Origin of the sequence: Brevibacillus fortis, from assembly GCF_003013395.1 — a bacterium.
Classification (GTDB): domain Bacteria; phylum Bacillota; class Bacilli; order Brevibacillales; family Brevibacillaceae; genus Brevibacillus; species Brevibacillus fortis.
Genome location: NZ_PXZM01000046.1, coordinates 1 through 20,135 on the forward strand (window position 1 = coordinate 1; position 20,135 = coordinate 20,135).

Annotated in this window: 16 protein-coding genes and 1 riboswitch; of the genes, 4 read left to right on the top strand and 12 right to left on the bottom strand. The window is 46.0% G+C overall.

Features of this window, described 5'->3' with window-relative positions; genetic code table 11:
• Window positions 1-398: 398 nt before the first annotated feature.
• A riboswitch (SAM riboswitch) is annotated at window positions 399-518 on the bottom strand.
• Between the two features lie 201 nt (window positions 519-719).
• A complete protein-coding gene (locus C7R93_RS25655) occupies window positions 720-1,973 on the top strand; it encodes an ATP-binding protein (RefSeq protein WP_167402505.1) in 1,254 nt (417 codons plus the stop codon).
• A gap of 85 nt (window positions 1,974-2,058) precedes the next feature.
• Here the strand turns inward: C7R93_RS25655 and C7R93_RS25660 are convergent, their stop codons facing one another.
• From C7R93_RS25660 to C7R93_RS25675, 4 genes are all read right to left on the bottom strand, one after another.
• Entirely contained in the window at window positions 2,059-3,762 is a 1,704-nt protein-coding gene (locus C7R93_RS25660) for a hypothetical protein (RefSeq protein WP_106841448.1), read from the bottom strand.
• Window positions 3,746-4,291, bottom strand: a complete 546-nt coding sequence (locus C7R93_RS25665; protein ID WP_106841449.1) for an RNA polymerase sigma factor — start codon at window positions 4,289-4,291, stop codon at window positions 3,746-3,748. The genes C7R93_RS25660 and C7R93_RS25665 overlap by 17 nt, the downstream gene beginning before the upstream one ends.
• A gap of 21 nt (window positions 4,292-4,312) precedes the next feature.
• Window positions 4,313-5,824, bottom strand: coding sequence for a YcdB/YcdC domain-containing protein (locus C7R93_RS25670; RefSeq protein WP_106841450.1), 1,512 nt, complete (start codon window positions 5,822-5,824; stop codon window positions 4,313-4,315).
• 266 nt (window positions 5,825-6,090) lie between these two features.
• The gene (locus C7R93_RS25675) at window positions 6,091-6,834 is read right to left on the bottom strand and encodes an IclR family transcriptional regulator (protein WP_106841451.1); all 744 of its coding nucleotides are present in this window, start codon (window positions 6,832-6,834) and stop codon (window positions 6,091-6,093) included.
• 189 nt (window positions 6,835-7,023) lie between these two features.
• Here C7R93_RS25675 and C7R93_RS25680 point away from each other — a divergent pair, with 189 nt between their 5' ends.
• The gene (locus C7R93_RS25680) at window positions 7,024-7,899 is read left to right on the top strand and encodes a dimethylarginine dimethylaminohydrolase family protein (RefSeq protein WP_106841452.1); all 876 of its coding nucleotides are present in this window, start codon (window positions 7,024-7,026) and stop codon (window positions 7,897-7,899) included.
• 67 nt (window positions 7,900-7,966) lie between these two features.
• Here C7R93_RS25680 and C7R93_RS25685 read toward each other — a convergent pair whose 3' ends face one another.
• The 3 genes from C7R93_RS25685 to C7R93_RS25695 form a co-directional block, all read right to left on the bottom strand.
• Window positions 7,967-9,379 (bottom strand): hypothetical protein, encoded by a 1,413-nt coding sequence (locus C7R93_RS25685; RefSeq protein ID WP_106841453.1) that lies wholly within the window; start codon window positions 9,377-9,379, stop codon window positions 7,967-7,969.
• Window positions 9,376-9,942: a sigma-70 family RNA polymerase sigma factor gene (locus C7R93_RS25690; RefSeq protein ID WP_425266743.1), complete on the bottom strand. Its 567-nt coding sequence runs from the start codon at window positions 9,940-9,942 to the stop codon at window positions 9,376-9,378. Before C7R93_RS25690 ends, C7R93_RS25685 begins: the two co-directional genes overlap by 4 nt.
• 140 nt (window positions 9,943-10,082) lie before the next feature.
• A complete protein-coding gene (locus C7R93_RS25695) occupies window positions 10,083-10,823 on the bottom strand; it encodes a GNAT family N-acetyltransferase (RefSeq protein WP_106841454.1) in 741 nt (246 codons plus the stop codon).
• A gap of 145 nt (window positions 10,824-10,968) precedes the next feature.
• Between C7R93_RS25695 and C7R93_RS25700 the strand changes: the two genes are divergently transcribed.
• Both C7R93_RS25700 and C7R93_RS25705 read left to right on the top strand, forming a co-directional pair.
• Window positions 10,969-12,141 (top strand): NAD(P)/FAD-dependent oxidoreductase, encoded by a 1,173-nt coding sequence (locus C7R93_RS25700; protein WP_106841455.1) that lies wholly within the window; start codon window positions 10,969-10,971, stop codon window positions 12,139-12,141.
• Between the two features lie 44 nt (window positions 12,142-12,185).
• On the top strand, window positions 12,186-13,052 hold the full coding sequence (locus C7R93_RS25705; protein ID WP_106841456.1) for an RNA polymerase sigma-70 factor: 867 nt from the start codon (window positions 12,186-12,188) through the stop codon (window positions 13,050-13,052).
• Between the two features lie 42 nt (window positions 13,053-13,094).
• Here C7R93_RS25705 and C7R93_RS25710 read toward each other — a convergent pair whose 3' ends face one another.
• From C7R93_RS25710 to C7R93_RS25730, 5 genes are all read right to left on the bottom strand, one after another.
• Entirely contained in the window at window positions 13,095-15,428 is a 2,334-nt protein-coding gene (locus C7R93_RS25710; RefSeq protein WP_106841457.1) for an Ig-like domain-containing protein, read from the bottom strand.
• An 86-nt stretch (window positions 15,429-15,514) separates the two neighbouring features.
• Window positions 15,515-16,087 carry a histidine phosphatase family protein gene (locus C7R93_RS25715; protein WP_106841458.1) on the bottom strand — a complete coding sequence of 191 codons (573 nt, stop codon included), beginning with the start codon at window positions 16,085-16,087 and terminating at the stop codon, window positions 15,515-15,517.
• A 38-nt stretch (window positions 16,088-16,125) separates the two neighbouring features.
• Window positions 16,126-17,361, bottom strand: coding sequence for a sensor histidine kinase (locus C7R93_RS25720; protein ID WP_106841493.1), 1,236 nt, complete (start codon window positions 17,359-17,361; stop codon window positions 16,126-16,128).
• A 4-nt stretch (window positions 17,362-17,365) separates the two neighbouring features.
• Window positions 17,366-18,064, bottom strand: a complete 699-nt coding sequence (locus tag C7R93_RS25725) for a response regulator transcription factor (protein WP_106841459.1) — start codon at window positions 18,062-18,064, stop codon at window positions 17,366-17,368.
• An 83-nt stretch (window positions 18,065-18,147) separates the two neighbouring features.
• The gene (locus tag C7R93_RS25730) at window positions 18,148-20,130 is read right to left on the bottom strand and encodes an ABC transporter permease (RefSeq protein WP_106841494.1); all 1,983 of its coding nucleotides are present in this window, start codon (window positions 20,128-20,130) and stop codon (window positions 18,148-18,150) included.
• Between the last annotated feature and the right edge of the window lie 5 nt (window positions 20,131-20,135).

The following is a 20,135-nucleotide window of genomic DNA, read 5'->3' on the forward strand; positions in this document are numbered from 1 at the left end:
GGTCTCCTTCCAGACATGTGCCAGGGCTAACGAAAAGCTAGTGTGTAGTAAGGAGCATTTACAACGTTTTGTTAGTGATTCACCGAAGCTTCTTTTGATTTCACTTTCAAAAAGGAAACAAAAGCCTCGTAGAAGAAGCGTATTTCCAGTCCAAGCGCCTCTGGAGCCCTACTTAGCGTAGGAATGAATGGCGGGGAATTTAAGCTTCACTTATGAGATACTTCTCCGAAACTGTCTACGTTTGAAGCGCTCCCGCCATTTATTCCGAAGCGGACAGTCAATCTCCTTTGCAGGGCGGAGGCCGAAGCGTAGACTGGAAATACGCTTCTTCCCCACGACAGCTACGCAAAAAATCCTCTTTCACAGAGAAAGAGGACAAAAATCGACAAGATTCTCGCCTCTTATCTGTCAGGTATTCTACCTGTTGGAGTTAGCACCTTGGCTCGAAAGAACTCAATCTCTCGTGCTAGGTTGCCGGGCTTCATAGGGCCATTCCCTCAGCCTTCTCTTGATAAGAGTAGTTTTTATTTTCGAAACGTTTGTATAAGTATATACAGAATATAATCTGGCAATTACCTATCTGTCAACTAGGTTTAGCGAAAGAATTTTCTTGATAAATATTCCAGTTTCTCGGCAAGTTCAAGAGGGATTTTGTTGTGTCTTGTCGAATTATCGTAGATTGATACAAGCCTAGCAAATATTTGCGATGGGGATGCTACATGAGTCTATTAAAAGAAGTTATTCTTCAATGGTTTTTCGCCATTATCCCGTTTGTGTTTTTCAACATTTATTACCGTGACAAAATGAGGAACTACAGCCGTTCCTTTATTGTCATCACCAGCTCAGCCTGCATGTTTCTCGCGATGACCTTTGCCCCGAGTGTCACGAATGGCATGTTTTTTGATATCCGCCATGTCATCATTCTTTTCGGACTTGTTTATGGCGGAGTCGAGATTGCCTTGCTTCTTCTGATTGAAGCCTTTCTTTATCGTTACTACCTAGGTGGTGAAGGAACATGGGTTGGCATGCTGATCCTGGCAGTCAATTTTCTCTTGTCACTCTTTATTTATCGGCACTACAAAGCCAGTTATCGGAAAACACTGTATCTTTTTATGACGAGTACGATTTTTTCTACAGTTGCTCTAGGGACTACGTATTACTTTTTTCCCACGTATGTAACTCAACACCTCGTTTACTACACCATGGTGATTCCTATACAAAACTTTTTCGGCCTCTGGTTATTGATGTCGCTTTTCAGCAAATGCGTTTCGGATAAGGAGCTGTTTATCCGCCACGCGCAAAATGAAAAAATCCAGACGATGAGCCATGTTGCTGCATCACTCGCACATGAGGTTCGCAATCCGCTGACGGCAGTCAAAGGCTTCTTGAAATTAATACAGGAATGTCCCGAGAATTTGGTAAAAGTCGATCAATACATTCGCATCAGTCTTGACGAAATTCAACGGACAGAAGCCATTTTGACCGAATACCTTGCGATTTCCAAGCCGCTCAAGGAACGGCATGAGCTCATTAATGTTAGCCAGCATCTGCATGCCATCCGTGAAGTCATGCTCCCCTTTGCCAATATGCATAACGTGGAGCTTACGCTGCAAGACTTTGAGAGACCTGTGACGATCAAGGCCAATCCAGACGAGTTCAAGCAAGTATTGGTGAATTTCATCAAAAATGCCATTGAGGCGTGTTCGGATATTTCGGACGGAAAAGTCACCCTGGACTTGCTCATAGAACGAAACAAAGCATTGCTGGTCATCAAGGATAATGGCATCGGTATGGATGCAGGACAGATTAGCCGCCTCGGAACGATTTACTTTTCTACAAAATCGAGTGGGACTGGTCTTGGATTAACGTATTCCTATCATGTCATTCATGCGATTGGCGGAACGGTCAATGTATCAAGCAAACCACGAGTAGGGACCAAATTCACCATTATGCTCCCGTATAAGGCACAGTAACTGCATGCAGGTTTTGCAGTGGGACTGTGCCTGTTTTCGTTTTTCCAAAGCAAAACACCAGGAGTCTCCCCCTGGTGTCCCTCTACTAGAATGGCAGCCATTTTCCGCTTATGGCATCGATTTCCCCATTGCTTTTCAGTACCTCTGCTGAATACACCAGGATCGGTTGCTCTTGGATCTTATTGTTTTCAAGCGGGAATAGATAGCGGGGACTGAGCGGTTTATGTTGGAGATAAACCTGCGCCGCCTCCTCCGCTGAAATCACCTTGGACGCATCTGGGAAGGTCTCGTGCTCATGCGGGAATGTCAACCTTGCCCCGATAATTTCTCCTGTCTGCCCGTCGAGCGTGACCTTATAATACTGATCCCGCACCAATACGCCGTTTACTTCCCGGACAAAGTTCAGTTCAACCTGTCTGCCCATCACGTAAATTTGCTCCTGCATCCGAACAGACTTCACCCGCGAATCCAAATACGGCTCCAAAAACAAGATCGCACGCTCCTGCAATTCTGCGACGGTGAGTGTCGTTTCACCTTCTCTCAGCTCAGGATAAGAAATCTTGAACGCTGTCGCCCGACTATCAACGGTAGTCAGCTGCATGATTCGTTGACCTTTTTTGGCAACGTATTCCCGTTCGTTGTCTCCCATCATATAAGCGGGCACATTGCTCCCCGTAAACGGATAGCCCTCTACCTTCTGACCGAAAAACTCCATGGCAGCCGCAGCCTCTTTTGCCGACGTAGCCATTGCCTTCTTGCCCCCTGGCATGACGGCGATACTGTCGCTAAAGGACTCTCCACCCCACAAGGTGGTTTTCACTTCCTTGCCTGTCTGCGCGTCAAGATACCCGGAGAAGTTTTCTTCGTAGCGAAGGACGTAGTCCACATCCTTCTTTCCAACTCTCTGATACGTCAACTGCATGACTTCTGCAAGCCCACTCTCGGCTTTTTTCGGCGAAGGTAACTCATCTATAGCTTGAAACTGCCCGATGTTCAGATTCATTCCCGTTGTATCGCCTGAATTGATGTAGCCAATCTGCCCCACATCGTTCATGCCGATCACATAGGAGTCTCCTTCTACCTGCACATCATTTACGTAGCGTTGCAATTGGACGGCGTCGTGCGAAACGGCATCTGCTCCCTCTTGCGTATCTAATTGTTCGAACCGATACTGCTCCACATTTTTACCCAGAAACGATTCCATGAATGCCTTCGCCTGTTGCTCTGTTCTCTCCTTGGAAGGCGCTCCCTCGATTTTCTCTTGCCCTGGAATTTTCTCTGCATCGAATCCAAGCAAGGCCCCGCTTTTGGCGTCTAGTTTCGCTCTCGCATATAGCGACACTTCTGTTCGTTCCTTATTGCTGAACGTGCGAAAATCAATGTTGTATACCTCTCGGGGGGCTTTCGTTACATAGACCGATTTTTCCGCTTCCCGAAATGGAGGATATTTCTCGTAGAGCTTTTCCAGCGTTCTGATCGCCGCTTGGCTTAACTCGCCTTCTTTTATTTCTGTCGATAAGAAGGAGCGGGGAACCAATTGCGCTTGCGATTCAAAACGAGATTGTGTGAACAACTCCGGAGTTACACCCATCATCCATACTGCTGCCACCGTTGCAGCGGAAACCGTCCATGTCGCCAGCTTAAGGACGATTCTTTTCGGGCGATTCATTTTGGTGCGCGCGCGTTGCACCAGCTTTGCTTCCAGCGCTTCGACGAATTCGCTCCTTGGCTCCGCATCCTTTGACCGAGGAAGAGCCGCGAAGAATTGCTCGTCATTTGGAGTATTCATTGGCCAACCCTCCTATCCAGTCGACATGCAAAACTTTTTTGAGTTCTTTTGTGGCCCTGTGAAAATCTACGCGAACCTTGGCTTCGCTTGTACCGAGGATTTCTGCCGTTTCCCGAATACTGTAGGCCTTGATGCCACGCAAAATCAGTACATTCCGATGATGTGGCTTCATTCGCTGCATAGCCTGTTCGATTTCCAGCTGTTCTTCCTTGGAAGCCAGCTCCGCTTCCGGCCTTCCCAGCAGAGAAGGTAACCCTTTTAACAATTCCATGCCAAAGAGCGATTGCACCCGCCTCTTCCGGTAATCATCAATGGCGACATGCTTGGCAATATGCAAAATCCATGTCTTCACACTGGAACGCTCTTCATATCTGGCCAAAGCGTCCAAGACCCGGATAAATACTTCCTGCGTCAAATCCTCCGCATGCTCGCGCTTCCCCGTGAAGTAGTAGAGATATTGATAGACATCGCGGTAATGCTCGCGATAGATCGCTTTGATCCGCGCTTCGTAATCGATTGTGTCCTGCACTGGATTTCCTCTCCCTGCTCGCTACTTGATAGATTGACCCGTTACCGCGTCAACCTTTCCGCCTCTCTCTTTCTGTTCATAGACAAGGACAGGTGTTGCCTGGTAACGTCCGTTAGGGGAAGGAAATACGTAGCTCAGTGTAAGCGGATTGGCTTTCAGCAATGCTTGTACCGCTTGCTCGGGCCCTACGACATTGGAGGCATCATCATAGGATAAATTAGCGTTAGCTACCGGAAAACGAGCAGATACAATGTCACCCGTATGCATGTCAACTTTTACGGAATAGACCTGACCCTCTACCATTATCCCTTGGTATACAGGGAAAAACAGAAAAGATTGCATGCCTTCTTCTTTGTTAATCATTTGTGGTATTAGCTCCTTCACTTCTGCGTCTAAATACGGTTGCAGAAACGCCATTGCTTTTTCCTCGGCAGCAGCCTCCGTAAGCCGCTTCTCTCTTGGTAGGCTTTCCATTACGTGGAAATACGTAATTTGATCATTCGTTGTCGTCACCAAGAACCTTTTGTTTCCAACCTTGGCATCATACTCTTTTTCCCCTTCAAGGGCCAGACCACCTTTGGTCATTTTAAACACAGTTCCTTCTGGCACAGGTGTAAACGTGGAGAGCGCTGTAGCTATCTCCTCATTTGTCTTGGCGAATACCCGCTGGTTCCCAGCTGTTACCGTGATTGGTTTGCCATACTTGTTTTTCGTGGTCCATCCGGACTCTATCTCGGCTCCTGATCGTGCATCCAAATATCCCGTGAAAACTGGGCTGTAGACAGGGCGGAAGCCAGCGCTTATGTCTTTTGCTTTTTGCTCGTAGCTGAGGTGCATCATGTCTTCTAAATGCTTGCTGATTTCGTCTGGCTGCTTAACCCCCGACGGAGCGGCGAATTTGCTTGTATCCATCTGTAATCCTGTAGCGTCGCCTGCGTTTATATAGTCCATCTTTCCTGCGCCATTGATGGCCACTACGTACCCATCCTCTTTTACCGGAATCTGATTCACGACACGGACGAATCGTACGTTTGCTACGGCCTCTGTGCCCTCACCATTCACTGTTACCTCTTCTATCCGGTATTGCTTGATGGCGTCACCGATGAAATCCTTCAGGATACTCTGCGCTTTTTCTTTTCCCATCGCTTCCGTAGGCCGTGCAGTTGGTTTCTTTCCGGGAATATCCCGGGCAGAGAAGGACAGTAGTGCACCGCTGTTTACATCGATTCTGGCATCCGCATACAGGGATACCTTCGTCCGCTCCTTGTTACTGAAGATGCGGAATTGGATGTGGATGACATCTCGCATCTGATTGTTTCGCGAAATGGCTTTCTCCGCATTTTTCAATTCCGGGTAGTGTTTGTTCAGCTTGTCTATCGTTTTCTGAACTGCCTGGCTCAATTGGGCTTGTGTCGATGTGGCTGCCGCGGCTTGTACGGTTACTTGTGGTTGCGTAACCCACAATGGGCTTGAGAAGAGCAAAGCAGCAGCTCCTACTGTGATCATCAGCTTTTTGGTTGCGTATGGTTTCATTTTGAATTTCCTCCTGGCTTCCTCTTTTTTACGTTCTTAGCCCAATAGTCGGAAGCAAAAGGGAAATGTTACAAGTGAACCAAAATTTTTATAGGGAACAAATGAACTTTTTTAATAAAGGTAAAAATATAAAAAATATCTAGAATCGAGATTTTCGTACTTATCCATTGGCGAGGCCTGTGGCGTAGTTAGTATTTTCATTCTCAGCTTCCCGATCAATTTCTTGTAAAATCTACAAGGTAAAAAAACAGCATAAAAAAGGCCAGTCAAGCCTTTGACAGGCCGCCTAGCCGTTGCGAGGTTTTGTGAGCAACATCCTTCACCCGTTCAATCAAATACTGGAGCCGTTCCTCCTTCAAATCATACGTGACAAATCCAATGCTCAATGCCCCGATTACCTTCTGGTTGTAGTCAATCACTGGTGCTGCGACGGACGCGGTATTTTCCGTCCGTTCCGCAAAGCTGACCGCATGACCAGCTGCTCTGATCTCCTGGAGCTTCTCCATAAAAGCAGGCATCTGCTCCTCACCCACGAGCTGGACTACCGTTTGCCTGGCTTCTTCCAGAGGCATATGTGCCAGCACCACTTTATTGGCTGCACCGATATGCATCGGAATTCGCAAGCCCAACTGGTCGTAGATGCGGATATTGTGCTGACTGTCTACGCGCTCAACGACAATCGATTCGAGTCCGCTAGGCTGACTGAAGTAAACACTTTCGTTCACTTCTCTGGCGAGTTCCTCGATCATCGGCTTGATTACTTTGCGATAATCAATCCGGTCAAGTACGCGCAAGCCAAACTCCATCCATTTAATGCCCAACGTATATTGCTTGGTCGCAGCATCCTGCTCGACCAGCCCATGCTTCATCAACGTGTACAACAGTCGATAAATGGTGCTGACCGGGAGCTGGCATTCCTTCGCTAAATCATTGATCGTCCACCATTTTCTATGCTCATCCGACGAAAGTGCCGTTGCAATCGCCATCGCTCGATCAAACGATTGAATCACGGTCATGCCCCCTTTTCTCTCTATCTTCTCATATGAAACTATGTTAAACCATTTGCTCTAATTTTGTGAATCGCAAAAAAACTCCAGATGGAATCATAGATTGACAGTCAGAAATCAGAATGTGTAAACTAATGAAGAACATTTCGAAATATGAACAATATTCTGCAATGTGGAAAAAGGGAGGCAACTATGTTCCAAGGCAGCCAATCCATGGTCAAAAAGATGAAAACCGTCATCATCAAGCATCCCCACCAAGCATTTATTAGCCAAGAACATCTCGATCAATCATGGAAAACCTTCAACTATACAGACCGCCCTGACTGGGATCGCGCTCTGCATGAATACGCCAAATTCGAATCGATTTTGCGCGATCATGTGGAAAACGTCCTGCATTTGCCACAATCCGATAAGACCGGACTGGATTCCATTTACGCCCACGACCCGGTGAAATTCACTTCCAAAGGGGCGATCATTCTCAAATCTGGCAAAGAGCTCCGTCAGGGAGAGGCTGAAGTATACAAAGCGTTTTTAGAAGAAAACAATATCCCGATCCTGGGGCAGCTCACTGGAGATGCCTTGTCAGATGGCGGAGATCTCGTCTGGCTGGATGACAAAACGCTCGCCATCGGCCTTGGCTTCCGCACGAATGAAACGGCTATCGTGCAAATTACGGAAATGGTTAAGGATTTTACCGATGAAATCATCGTGGTACAGCTTCCTTATGATCGCGGTCCTGCGGAATGTCTGCATCTGATGTCAGTCATCAGTATGGTCGATCATGATTTGGCAGTTGTTTACTCCAAGCTGATGCCAGTATTTTTCCGCCAGCTGCTCATCGACAGAGGCATTCAGTTAATTGAAGTACCGGATGATGAGTACGAAAATCTCGGCAGCAACGTGCTGGCACTCGCACCGCGTGTGTGCATGGTCGTGGCAGGCAACCCGATTACCAAGCAACGCCTTCTCGATGCAGGTGCAACTGTGTACGAGTATGAGGGTGAGGAGATTTCCTACAAGGGAACAGGTGGACCTACATGCCTGACAAGCCCGGTGGAGAGAAACTAGCAATCATAATGAATGCAAAAAAAGACCACAAGCATTGATATGTGGTCTTTTCGTTATGTCAGTAAAGTTATTTGGTAATAGGTATCACGCCATCCAGAGGGAATCTCTCAAACTCCAAACCGCTCATCTCCAGCTGATACGTATCCTGTTTCGGTACCTCGTAAGTAAGCGAAACGGTCTCTAGATTCTCTGCGATAATAAAATCCTTGCAATACTGACCTTCTACACGCAGAGTAATCTCCTCTGGTCCTTCGTTCGGGATGACGATGAAAAGCTTGCCTTTGTCGTAATACACCTTTTCTATGTTCAGCTTATTCTTTTTACCAAACGGGATGCTTTGCGGATATTTGGCATTCCGATCCAGCACGATGTTTTCTCTAATGGACCTATTCGCAGATACCTCGTCGAATCGAAGCTCGAGTTTTTCCGGTACCTCTTCAAAGAAGAGAGAGGGGAAAAAATGCATGGTATACTTGTCGCTGCCCTGAACCTGGGTAGCATCGCCACCTCGAACCCGTTCCAGATTCTCATTGATTCGGTCATCCAATACCGGATATTCCTTTCCAGTCCCATCTACCAGCTTCACATTCTCCAAGCGATACAACTCGAATCCATCCTGCAAAGCAGCTTCCAGCTCCGCTTCCATCACAGTCGGAGAAGCTATGATCTGATTTACTTTCAGCCTCGTCAACAGGCTGTCTGTTTCTAGCACAGCACCTACTTCTGCATCCGGTTGGATTACTTTTTCTGCTACAGTGACGGACCTTGGCAGGGGCAGCAACACCTCGGCTACCACTTCATCAGCTTCTTTCTTGCGCATATCTACAATTTGCACAGGCAGAACAGGCTTCGTCTGATTCATGAACTCCCGCATTTTTTTCTCGTCAATTCGGTAATTCGGTTTGATGATAAGATAATGCACACCATCGATTAATTGAAAATCTTTCGGAGCATGCCCTATTTCTTTCAGCTCCCCCAAATCTACACGAAGACTCCCATAGAGCATCTCGCTTCTTTTCGATTCATCCGGAATCCGCGCGATCTCCTCCATTTTTTCACCGGAGATTAACAGCGTAAACGTAATCCGTCTGTGATCGACCATGGCATCCCTGATCTGATAAACAAAACCGTCCTTCTCCAATTTCACCTCAGGCAGAATCGGATAGCCGTTCTTCAAAGCATGCATGAAACCTTCATCTGGTGTGATCCATTCAAATACTTCCTGGCCTCGCTCTGCCCCCGTCAGTCCCCACGAGCTTCCCTCAAAGGGCTGAACAATCTGGAAGAAAAAAGTAGCAGCAACAGCTACTCCAGCTACTCCAGCTACCCAAGAGGTTACCTGCCAGCGACGGCGACGCTTCTCACGCTGAATTTTTGTGAGTACTTCCTGCTCGAATTTTCCCAAATGAAACGGATATTTTTCACGAACGGATTGCTTTGCTGATTGACTCCATTCCCTCCACATGCGATCGTCGCTCATCCTTTTACCTCCTTCGACATGGTCTCCTTTAATTGCTTCCTGGCTCGATGCAAACGTGTACGGACGACCTCTTGCGAAACCGACAGAATATCCGACACTTCCGCAATCGACAGGTCTTCATAATAGTGCAGGAGGATAACCTGCCTGTACTTCGGTGCGAGGGATTGAATGTACGTGACGACCTCTTCCCGCTTCACCCGGTTCAAAATCTCTTCCTCTACCTGATTGTTTGCCTGCCGATCCATCAGGTCGCCCAAATGATCATCCATCGTCGGAAAAATGTTGCGAAACGACCACGACCGAAAATGCTTTTTGCTTTCATTCATCGCGATCTTGTAGAGCCAATGCTTGATCTGTCCGTCCCCGCGGAACTGATCGAGATGCCGATACGCTTTGATAAACACATTTTGGGTAATATCGTCCGCTAAGGCATGATTCTTTACCGTGAGACTCACCAGATGAAAAATCTTCTCCCCGTATTGCTGTATCAGCCATTTCAGTCTGGCTTCCCTTGTAACCTCCAGACTCGCTGGCATTGTTTCTGCTTCGTTCAACCCGTTCACCTCATCCGTTGATTGCTTTCTAGTAGGTATGATCCATCTCACGGCAAAAAGGTGACAGAAAATGCAAAAAGAAACCGCTGTGAGTTCCACAACGGCTACTTCGCTGTTTGTTCGTCCTTTTCCAAAAACCAAACCTCGTTCTACAGAAAATGCTGCATCCAAATATTCGGCTCGATATATATCACTTCATCCTTTTCCACGACAACCTGTACCGGAGCTAGTGCGTCTGGAATAATGTACGATCCGGACTCCGGGAATTTCATCCCTGTCCAGCCCTCCCAATCCGTCAAGCTTCCTCTGATCAGCATGGATTCCGGCGCAACCTGCATGATCGCAGCTCCCAGTTTCCAATGCGTGCGCACCCATGGATCAAACGGAGCGTCATCTGTCGTTTTCCACTGAACATATTTGTCCATTGGCGTGAGCGGGTACTTGTGCTTGAGAGATGGACGTACAGGTGCCACCAAGTATGCCAAGCCATTTTCCTTGGCGATATCCTTCATCGCCGTAACCATCTGCTTGCTGAGACCGAGTCCACGATAGTGGGGATCGATTGAGATAGAGAGTGCTGATAACGCGTTTGGCTGCTTTTCTTGGCGATAGTCTTCAATCCCTTGCAGAAAGACATCATCCCAGCCTTTTGGCAGCCCTTCCGCAGTGCCATCCCAATAAAATGGAATCGCATTTCCTACAGCCATCACCTTGTCAGCCTCGTCGTTCAGCATGAATTGATAAGAAGAGAACCAGTCATACAGATGACCGTAATATTCGTTAGCCACTTCGTCATTCAGCATGAAGGCAGACCAGCTTGCCTCGATTAGTGCATCAGCTTGATCGTTTAAATCCGATCTTTGTGCGAACGTGTAGATGTTGTATGACATGCTTGGAATCCTCCTACGAACTCTGATGTGTCTATCCTTCCATCTACTCCCTATTCGATTTTTTTCGACATTTCCCTCTTGGGGTGTGTCACACATTCGCTCCCTCTCTCGTTATATGGTCAAACCAAACGAGGAGCTGATTGGCATGAAAGAACTAACATGTGTGATTGTCGGAGGCGGGTACGCAGGTATCAACGCACTAAAAGCCATTCGCGAGACATGCAAAGGACGCCCGATCCGCTTCATCTTAATCGATAGAGAGCCTCATCACCTTCGCAAAGTCCTGTTGTTCAAACCAGCTGTTGCCAAAACAGACATCTCCATTCCGCTAAAAAGTCTGTTTCCAGAGGGCGTCGAATTCATGCAAGGTACAGTCACATCCATCAAAGGGAAGGAGAAAACCCTCTTATTTCGGAACAAAAACGGCCAAGAACATGCGTTACCCTACGACATTCTCGTCTTGGCAGTAGGAAGCGTCATTCGCCAACCGGAGCCAGAACAAGGCGGCATAGCTTTGACGGGCGTCGAGGCAGCCGAAGCGGTTCGAGATAAGTGGCTTGCCAACATGCGCCAAGCCGTCCATGAGAAACAGCCATCCGAACGCGAGCGATTATTGACGATCGCCGTTGCGGGAGCGGGCATCAGCGGGATGGAGACCTCTGCGGAGCTGGCTTTTGCTATGAGCGAGGAAGCGAAGAGCCTCGGCATCCATCCCAAAGAAGTCAGCGTCTATCTCATCAACGCACAAAATCGCTTGTTTGTAGAAGGCCCTGCCAAAATGGGGCGCAAGCTGGAGAGTGCACTCACAGATAGCGGCGTTACCATTCTCCATGGTCAAAAGGTACTTCATGAGCGGGACGGAATGCTGACGCTAGCCAGTGGTCGCACGCTTGCTGTCGGGCTGTGCGTCTGGTCGCTCGGACTCCTGCCCAATCCCGTATTGCGCAGCATGGGCTTGCCACTGACCACTCGCGGACAGGTGGTCGTCGATGAGTCTTATCGCGTAGCGGGAACACCGGGGGTGTACAGCATTGGCGATTGTGCACGCATCGTAGATCCAGCCAGCGGGCAAGCGGATACGATGACATGCAAGGAAGCCAGCGGTCAGGCGGTGCGTCTGGGCAAAATTGTGTTGGCAGATTTGGACGGTACTCCTGCCCCCGCACACATAAGCTACATGGACTTTTACTGCATTGGACTTGGCCCAGAACGCGGAATGGTTTGGACGAGAAAATGGGGACTCGATATCATTTTGACAGGGAAATTGGGGTGGAAGCTTCGCCAGTTCACCTGGAATATTGCCAGCATGATAAAATGAGGAAAAAAAAGAACGGATACGATGCCAGAGGAAGTGACTCAGCCATGGAAGCTCTGTACGAACAATATAAAGGGCTCATGTTCCGGCTCGCCTATCAGATGCTCGGCTCGGCCACGGATGCAGAGGATGTCGTGCAGGACGTATTCGTGAAGGCCCACGATGTCCCGCTTGCGCACATGTCCGAACCGAAGGCATACCTGTGCAAAATGACCACTAACCGCTGCCTCGATTTGTTAAAATCAGCCCGCAAAAAACGGGAACTGTATACAGGACCGTGGCTGCCAGAGCCCATCTCTACCCCTAATTCTGACAGCTATGATACTGTCATTACAAAAGACTTGCTATCCTATGCAATGCTCGTCCTGTTGGAGCGGCTGTCTCCCGCAGAAAGAGCGGTGTTTGTTCTGCGAGAAGCCTTTGACTTCCAATATGACGAGATTGCCGAACTGGTTGGAAAAACCGAAGCGAATTGCCGCAAGATCGTTAGTCGGGCTAAAAAGAAAATGGGGATCGCCCCAGAGGAACCTCATCACACCCCTGAAAAAGAGATCGGGGAAGAATGGATTGGCCGTTTTCTGTCTGCGTTGGAGCACGGAAATGTCGAGACATTGCTCACGCTGCTTGCCACAGATGCGGTACTGCTCTCCGACGGCGGCGGCAAGGTCACCGCAGCCCTGCATCCGATCTTATCCGGCGAACGCGTGGCTTCCTTCTTGCTCGGCTTGATGCGCAGCTTCTCGAAGCGTGCAGATTTCTCTGTAGAGCTCGCACCTCTTAACAACCAGACCGGGGTTGTAATTAGGCAGGACGGTAAAATCGACACCTTGGTGTTTTTGCATATCGAACACGGAGCCATTCACAATCTCTACTTTGTCAGAAACCCTGATAAGCTAAGATTCGTAGACTCATAGTCAAAGCGAAAAGCCACCATGATCAGGTGGCTTTTCTTCGTTTTATTTTACCGTTACCCGAACCGTTACTTCTTTTCCGCCGTAGCTTCCTGTCAGTGTCGTGCTACCAGTGGAGACTACTGTCACTTCACCACCGTCTACAGTTGCTACCTCAGGATTTTCCGATACCCATTCTACTTCATCGGAGACCAATTCTGTATAACCTCTTTCATACTCGGCATGAACTAGGAGGGTAAAGGTCTCTTCTGGAGACAGACGTAGTGTGGACCGATTCAGCTTTAACTTTTTCGGCGCTTTATCATCAACCACCAAAACTCTTGCTCGCGTGTACTGGTTGTCGTACTTGACAGTCACATAAGCTTTTCCGCTTTTTACTGCTTTGATCTCACCGTTTTTGAGCACTTCCAGTACATCTGGATCGCTCGAAGTCCAAGTGGCTTTTTCTGTGACGTCCTTGCTGCTCTTGTCACTGAAGGAAGCGGTTAAGGTCAACTGCTTATCCTGTTCTGGTTCTAGTATAAGCGTCGGCTCCGACAGTTGAATCGATTGGAGAGTCAATCCAGATACGCTTACCGGAATGATGAGCTCCTCTCCTTGATACTGGACGGTAATGACGGATTCGCCTTCTGTTTCTCCAGCAATAATGCGTCCTTTTTTCAAAGAGATCAGATCATTGTCGATGCTGTACGTCGTTTCTTTGTCATTCGTAATATCCTTGCGTTTTTTGCCGTCTCGTACATACACCTTGAGGTTCTTCGATTGTTTTGGTTTTAGTGTCAGCTCCTCTGGGGATGCTTCCAGGGTAAAGGTTACTTTTCGCTTCACGGTAACTTCTGAACTTGCGGTCTTGTTCCCGTCGAGCGTTCTTACGGTAATTGTTGTCTTCCCTGCGCTCTTCGCGGTTACGTTACCTTCCTTGTCTACCTCTGCTACCTCAGGGTTGCTGCTGGTCCATTCTACGGCTTTGTAGGAAGCGTACGTTGGCTTGATGGTTGCCTCCAGCTTCACGGGCTCGTCCCCAAGCGTCATGGTGAATGCCTCTTCCTCCAGTGTTACTTCGGAAATCGGATAGTAAGTAGGCTGCGGTGGTGGAGTCGGCTTATTCACGACGTTCACGATGCGTGTGACAACGTCAGCTATGTTTCCAGCCGAATCTTTCGCGTGATACTTCAGCGTATACCTCCCTGTTTGAATAGGAAGGATGTAGCCTTGGACCTCAGCCTTCAAGCCGCTTTCACGGTCCGTGATGGTTACTCCAGGATCTGTGAATGGAGTGCCTTTGTACAAGGTCATCGTCGCATCGCCATTTAACGTGATTACCGGCGCGGTCTTGTCGATACGTACCTCTACTTTTTCCTCATCACTCTTCTTTTGCGAACCATTGACCGCAACAGCGACAACCTCTGTGATTCCTTCGGTCGACACTGTAATTTTATCCGTGTATGTTTGCCAGGAGCCGTTGTTCAGCTTGTACTGAATCGTATTTCCTGGTTCGCCCGCCATTGTTACTTTGACATCCTGATTGGTCCAGTTGTTATGGCTAAGTGTCAGGACTGGTTTGGATGGAGCAGCTTCGACAGGAGTAATGGCATTGGAGGGTGCAGAGGGAACTGATTCCCCTATTTCACTTGTAGCCGTTACGGTAAATGTGTACTCCGTATCATAGCTCAACCCTGTTACTGTAATCGGGCTGTCCGTTCCAGTCGCCGTCAGGTTTCCAGGATGGGAGGTAACCGTGTATTTCGTGATTGGTTTTCCATATGAATTTGGTTGACTGAATCTTATGATTGCACGATCTTTATCCAGCACTGCCTTCACATTTTCGGGAGGTTCAGGCTTTTTCATGTGGTATAAGCCAAATTCCATAATGTTTGGATTGTGACCATCATTCGTATCTGTAAAATTGACTCTGACATAACGACTCTTCACAGGAGCAACCAACAATAGATATGTATCGAATGAATCATTTCCTGTTACTTTCGCATTCGCATCTGGAATATCAGAAAAAATAATTCCGTCACTACTTGTTTGCAAGGAATAATCTTTGTTACGATTAATGGCTGCATTTACTTCCCATAAATTAAACTCGGTTTCTTCCCCTAAATCTACCTGGATCCATCCCGTACGACCCGTATCACTTATCCAACTGCTTTCAATCCCCACCTGACCATCTACAGCTTTGTCTGGTGAATAGTTTTGATAGTGCCCGCCGGATGTCACTGTTTTCCCAGAAGCCAAATTCCCTACTCGAAAAGCAGCAACAGGGTTCTCGATCCCCATCGTCAGGAGAATGAAACAAAGCAATGTAGCCATTACTTTTCGAAAATGGAGATGTTCTTCCTTTCTCTTCGAATTTTTGTCTTTTTCGCTAGTCATTTTCACGCCTCCTAGTCATGTACTCGTAGTCGGCTCCTAGCGTATCAAATGATTCTCACAAGAATCTCACAAACAAAATTAAGAAGTCAGTCCCTCCATAATCGTTTCGTTTCGACAAGTACCTCATCCTGAAATTCCATTCTGTATATATCGGGCTTGGACGTCGTAAGTAAAAACTCCAAGTCGTACTGACTGTCAAAGTACCCCATCATCAGTGTCATAACGGCGCCATGCGTTCCTATGACAACTTTCTGCCCTCTATATTGGTCTACTATCTTCCTCAACGCTCTTACCGCTCGATTCTGACAAATCCGAACAGATTCTCCCCCAGGTAAGGAAAAGTCTGGTTCAGAAAACATCTTCTTTACTAGTGGGTACAATTCGTTATCGGCCATGATTTGATCGTTTCCTATAAAAACGAGTTCTTTAAGCTCTTCAAAAACGCTGATCTCTTTATCTACCAACTGCGCTAATTCTTCTATTGTGGCCATTGCCCTTTTATACGGACTAGATATGAACGCATCTATCCCCTCGTCTTTTAATAATTGAGTAATCAGATGGGCATCTGACCTCCCCTTATCAGTCAGACCTCGTGTTCTCTCGTCTCCTTCCGTTTTCGGTGATTCCCCGTGCCTGACCATGTAAATAAAGGTCCTCATATATTCCCTCCCCTGGAATACTTGCCGTTCTTCTGTACTTAAAACTTCATGAAGGTAATCGTAAATTTTGTATAGCGATTTTTCTCACTCTCGACTTTAATCAAGGCATGATGTGCTTCGATAATGGCTTTGACTAGTGCCAGTCCAATCCCTGCCGAATCATGCTTTTTCGAATCTCTTGCTTTGTAGAATCGATCAAAAATATGCGACAATTCCTCCGTTGCAATTCCTTCTCCAAAGTCTTGAATCACCAGCTCCGTATAGATTGGAGTATCTTTGGCTTGAATCATGATTTTATTGCTGGGTTTGGAATGCTCGATCGCATTCTTCAGCAGGTTCAACAACGCTTCCTGCATCCATAGCTTATCGTGAACAACGACGATTTCCTCCGGCGCATCCCACTCAATTGACATATGTTTATCACTGATCATGCTTGCCAAGCGATCCAAAACTTCCTCCATGGTCTCCACCAAATTCGCTGGTTCTTTCTCAAATGAAATCGCTCTGGCATCGATTTTCGCTACCTTTAACAAATTTTGAATCAAAACATTCATTCTGGCGATTTGAGCTTCATTATTTTGCAGGAGTTGAACTTGCTGCTGGCGAGGCAACTCTGCATTCAACATCGTTTCATTGTAGATGGATATCGTTGAAAGAGGCGTTTTTAATTGATGGGAGATATCTTGCAGCATTTGTGCTAAAAACTCTTTTTCTTCAAGAAGATCCTGCATGCTTTTTCTAATAATATCTTTCATGGAACGGAATGAAGCCGCCAGTTTGGCGAGATCCCCTTCTTTATTCTCATTGATGACAACCGAGTAGTCCCCATCGATTATTTTTTTTGCTGCGGAAGTAAGTTGTCTGATTTGATGGAAGACAATCTTGTATTGCCTATAGCCTGTCCCAAACAGCAAGAATCCGAAACAAATCAATCCCCCAAAAATCAATTGATTATGGCTGAAAATATGTTTATTTAAATGGGGAAAAAGCTCAGACTCCAAATCTTCATATAATCCATACTGCCTAAAGAGCTCTCTTCCTTTTTCCTGATACTCACTTGAATCAGATGAATGGCTTGTTAAGACTTTCATAATTTCCGCTTCATTCTCGGGATTTTGTTCAACCAATCTGGCAGTAATTTCGCCCCAACTTGAAATGTAATCTCTTTTCAAATCATCATAAAATAGTTGATGGGCGATCATTTGGTAAAAGGTAAAGAGAGATAACAGAACGGCCAGTATCGTCATATACCCTTTCAATTCGGTATTCTTCATCATCTTACTCTCTGTTCACATCCTTATTCCATCGATACCCCAATCCTCTTTGGGTGACGATAAACTGCGGGTTTTTGGGGTCATCTTCCACTTTTCCTCTTAAACGCTTAATGTATACCGATAACGTGTTTTCATCAAAAAAAGCATCTTCTCCTTCCGATATTTTCATCAGGATATCATCTCTTTTTAGGACTTTATGGGCGTTCATCATGAAAGTTAACAGCAGCTTATACTCTAGATTTGTTAATGGAATGCTTTCATTATTTTTATAAGCCTTGATTAGGTTCGTATCGATTTTGACAGTCTCAGATGCGAAGATCATAGAGGAAGCTTCCAACCGCCCTTGTTTGCGCATTTGCACTTTCACTCTGGACATGAGCTCCTTGACTCGAAAAGGTTTCGTTATATAATCGTCCCCACCAATCTCCAGACCCATTACCACATTTGCTTCTTCATCAAGGGCCGTTAAGAAAATAATGACCGATGATTCTTTTTGTTGTTTGAAATGCAGACATAAATCATAGCCGTTTCCATCTGGAAGGCCGATATCTAGGATCACCAAATCAAAAGTATGCTGATCAAACTGGTGTTTCGCTTCTTTTACACTAGTAGCTCTGACTACCTCATAGCCTTCATTTTTCAATGAGAATTCAATGGCTAGACCAAGCGCTTCGTCATCTTCCACAAGCAATATTTTATTCAAGGATGTCCTCTCCTTTTACTCCAATCACATCAAGAAATCACCAAATCCAAATAGCCCGACTAAAAAGTAGCCAGGCTTTGGTATTACTGTTCCCTGATAACATCTATAAGATTATCTTTTTGGATTTTTCTCAGTGGTATCAGAACAGATAAAAAACTGATGAGCAAAGCGGACACAAACGTAATGAAACAAGCTTCGTAGGGGATCGGCCATTCGATCTTCACGACATCAGAAATAGCCAAGTAAATGATATAAGAAAGGATACAACCGAAAAAGATCCCTTGCAAACTTCCAGACAAACCGTAAATCAGCGCTTCATAGATGATCATTTTTTTCAAATCCCTTTGTGACATGCCTATGGATTTTAGCGCAGCCAGTTCTTTTCGTCTGATGATGATGCTGATCGTAATCGTATTGAGGATATTGAGACTGCCAATCAAAGAAATGACTGTGATAAAACTGTATACCAGCACTTTTATGACGAGCTCTGAATCTCTTTTCACTTTATTCTCATCCATGTGATTAACAATGGTAATGGCGTGTTTTGTTCCAACAGTCTGCTCGATGTTCGCAACGGTTACAAGAGATTGCGTCGTATCCTTCAAATCGATTTCAAAACTGCTATCCTGTTCCTTCACTTCGGATACATTTTCAAGCGACTTCAATAGCTCCAAAATTTGCTGTCTTTCTACTAAAGAATCATCCCTATCCTGTTTCAGATAGACAGTTAGATCCGATTGCGTGGATAAATCTTTCATATATTTGGATGCAAATGCGATATCCATCAATGACGAGAAAGTAATAAACAATACACTCGATATAATAATGGATAGAATCGTAATGGTATACCGATTTTTATTTCTTTTTACATTTTTCAAGGCCAAGCTCAGGGGAAAAGATAGAGGTTTTCTTAATGCGTTATTCTTCTGTTTTTTGATCGCCTCTTTTTTAATGGATAACCTGCTGCTGATCGCCAGCAATGGGGATATCCTGCCTGCAAAAAAAGCCGGATAATAACTGGACGCTAATACGGCCGTCAGAGTAATGATCGAACTGATGAATAAAATCTGCCAATCGATATGAAAGAACGAAATACCTGCACCATCTTCTAAAATGATCGAGAAAATGAATTGGAGAGCAGCAACCGCCAATAAGCTGCATACAAGCCCAACCGGTATGGCGATGACAGCCAACACAACAGCTTCTCTCATCACGATTTGTCTAATTTGCTTTCGCGTAGCACCGATGCTTCGGAGCAAGCCGAACTGCTTCATCCGCTCTACGACGCTGATTTGAAAAGCGTTGTAAATGACAACCACCGTCGCGATCACAACAATACTGATAACGATGACTAGCGTGGCTAAAATCGATTGATTCGATTCCGGATTCATTACTTTGATCAATTGATCATTGATATCAATATTCTCTTCTGCCGTAAGTGTTTTTATTTCCTCTAAAACTTCTTTAACGTTCGCTTTCTGATTTATTTCGAGTAATATCCTGCCTTCTCCCATAGCAAACTCACGTTTATAGGTTAATAAACGGCCCACTTTACTTTTCTGAGTGAACGCGCGATTGTCGAGTACACCAACCAGTTGATAAGTTTTCCCATCCAATTCAAATGAGTCGCCGATCTGAAGACCTTTTTTTATAGAAGGAAGCACCCATGAATCGACAACTGCTTCACGGTCATTGGTTGGTAGTTTGCCATCATCGAGGCTGTAGGTTAAAAACTCCATGGCGCCATGATCAGCGAAATTCATTTGAACAGAAGCCTCTCCAACCGGAACGATGCCGCCCTGAGACATCAAGCCAAACGAAACAATTTGGGGATTATATTTGATCTTGTTTAATAATGCTTCATCGTAATTGGAAATACCGACATGAAAAGAATGTCCATTTATTTTCTTGATGCTCTCCATCTGGGAGATTTGTGAGCCTTTCATAAAAAGACCGATCGTGGAAATTAACGCGACAGAGAGTATGATTCCGATCAAAGTCAAAATCGTTCGTTTCAAATTCCCCTTTAAATACTTGCTGCTTATTTGTTTATAACTGCTGATCAAAATCA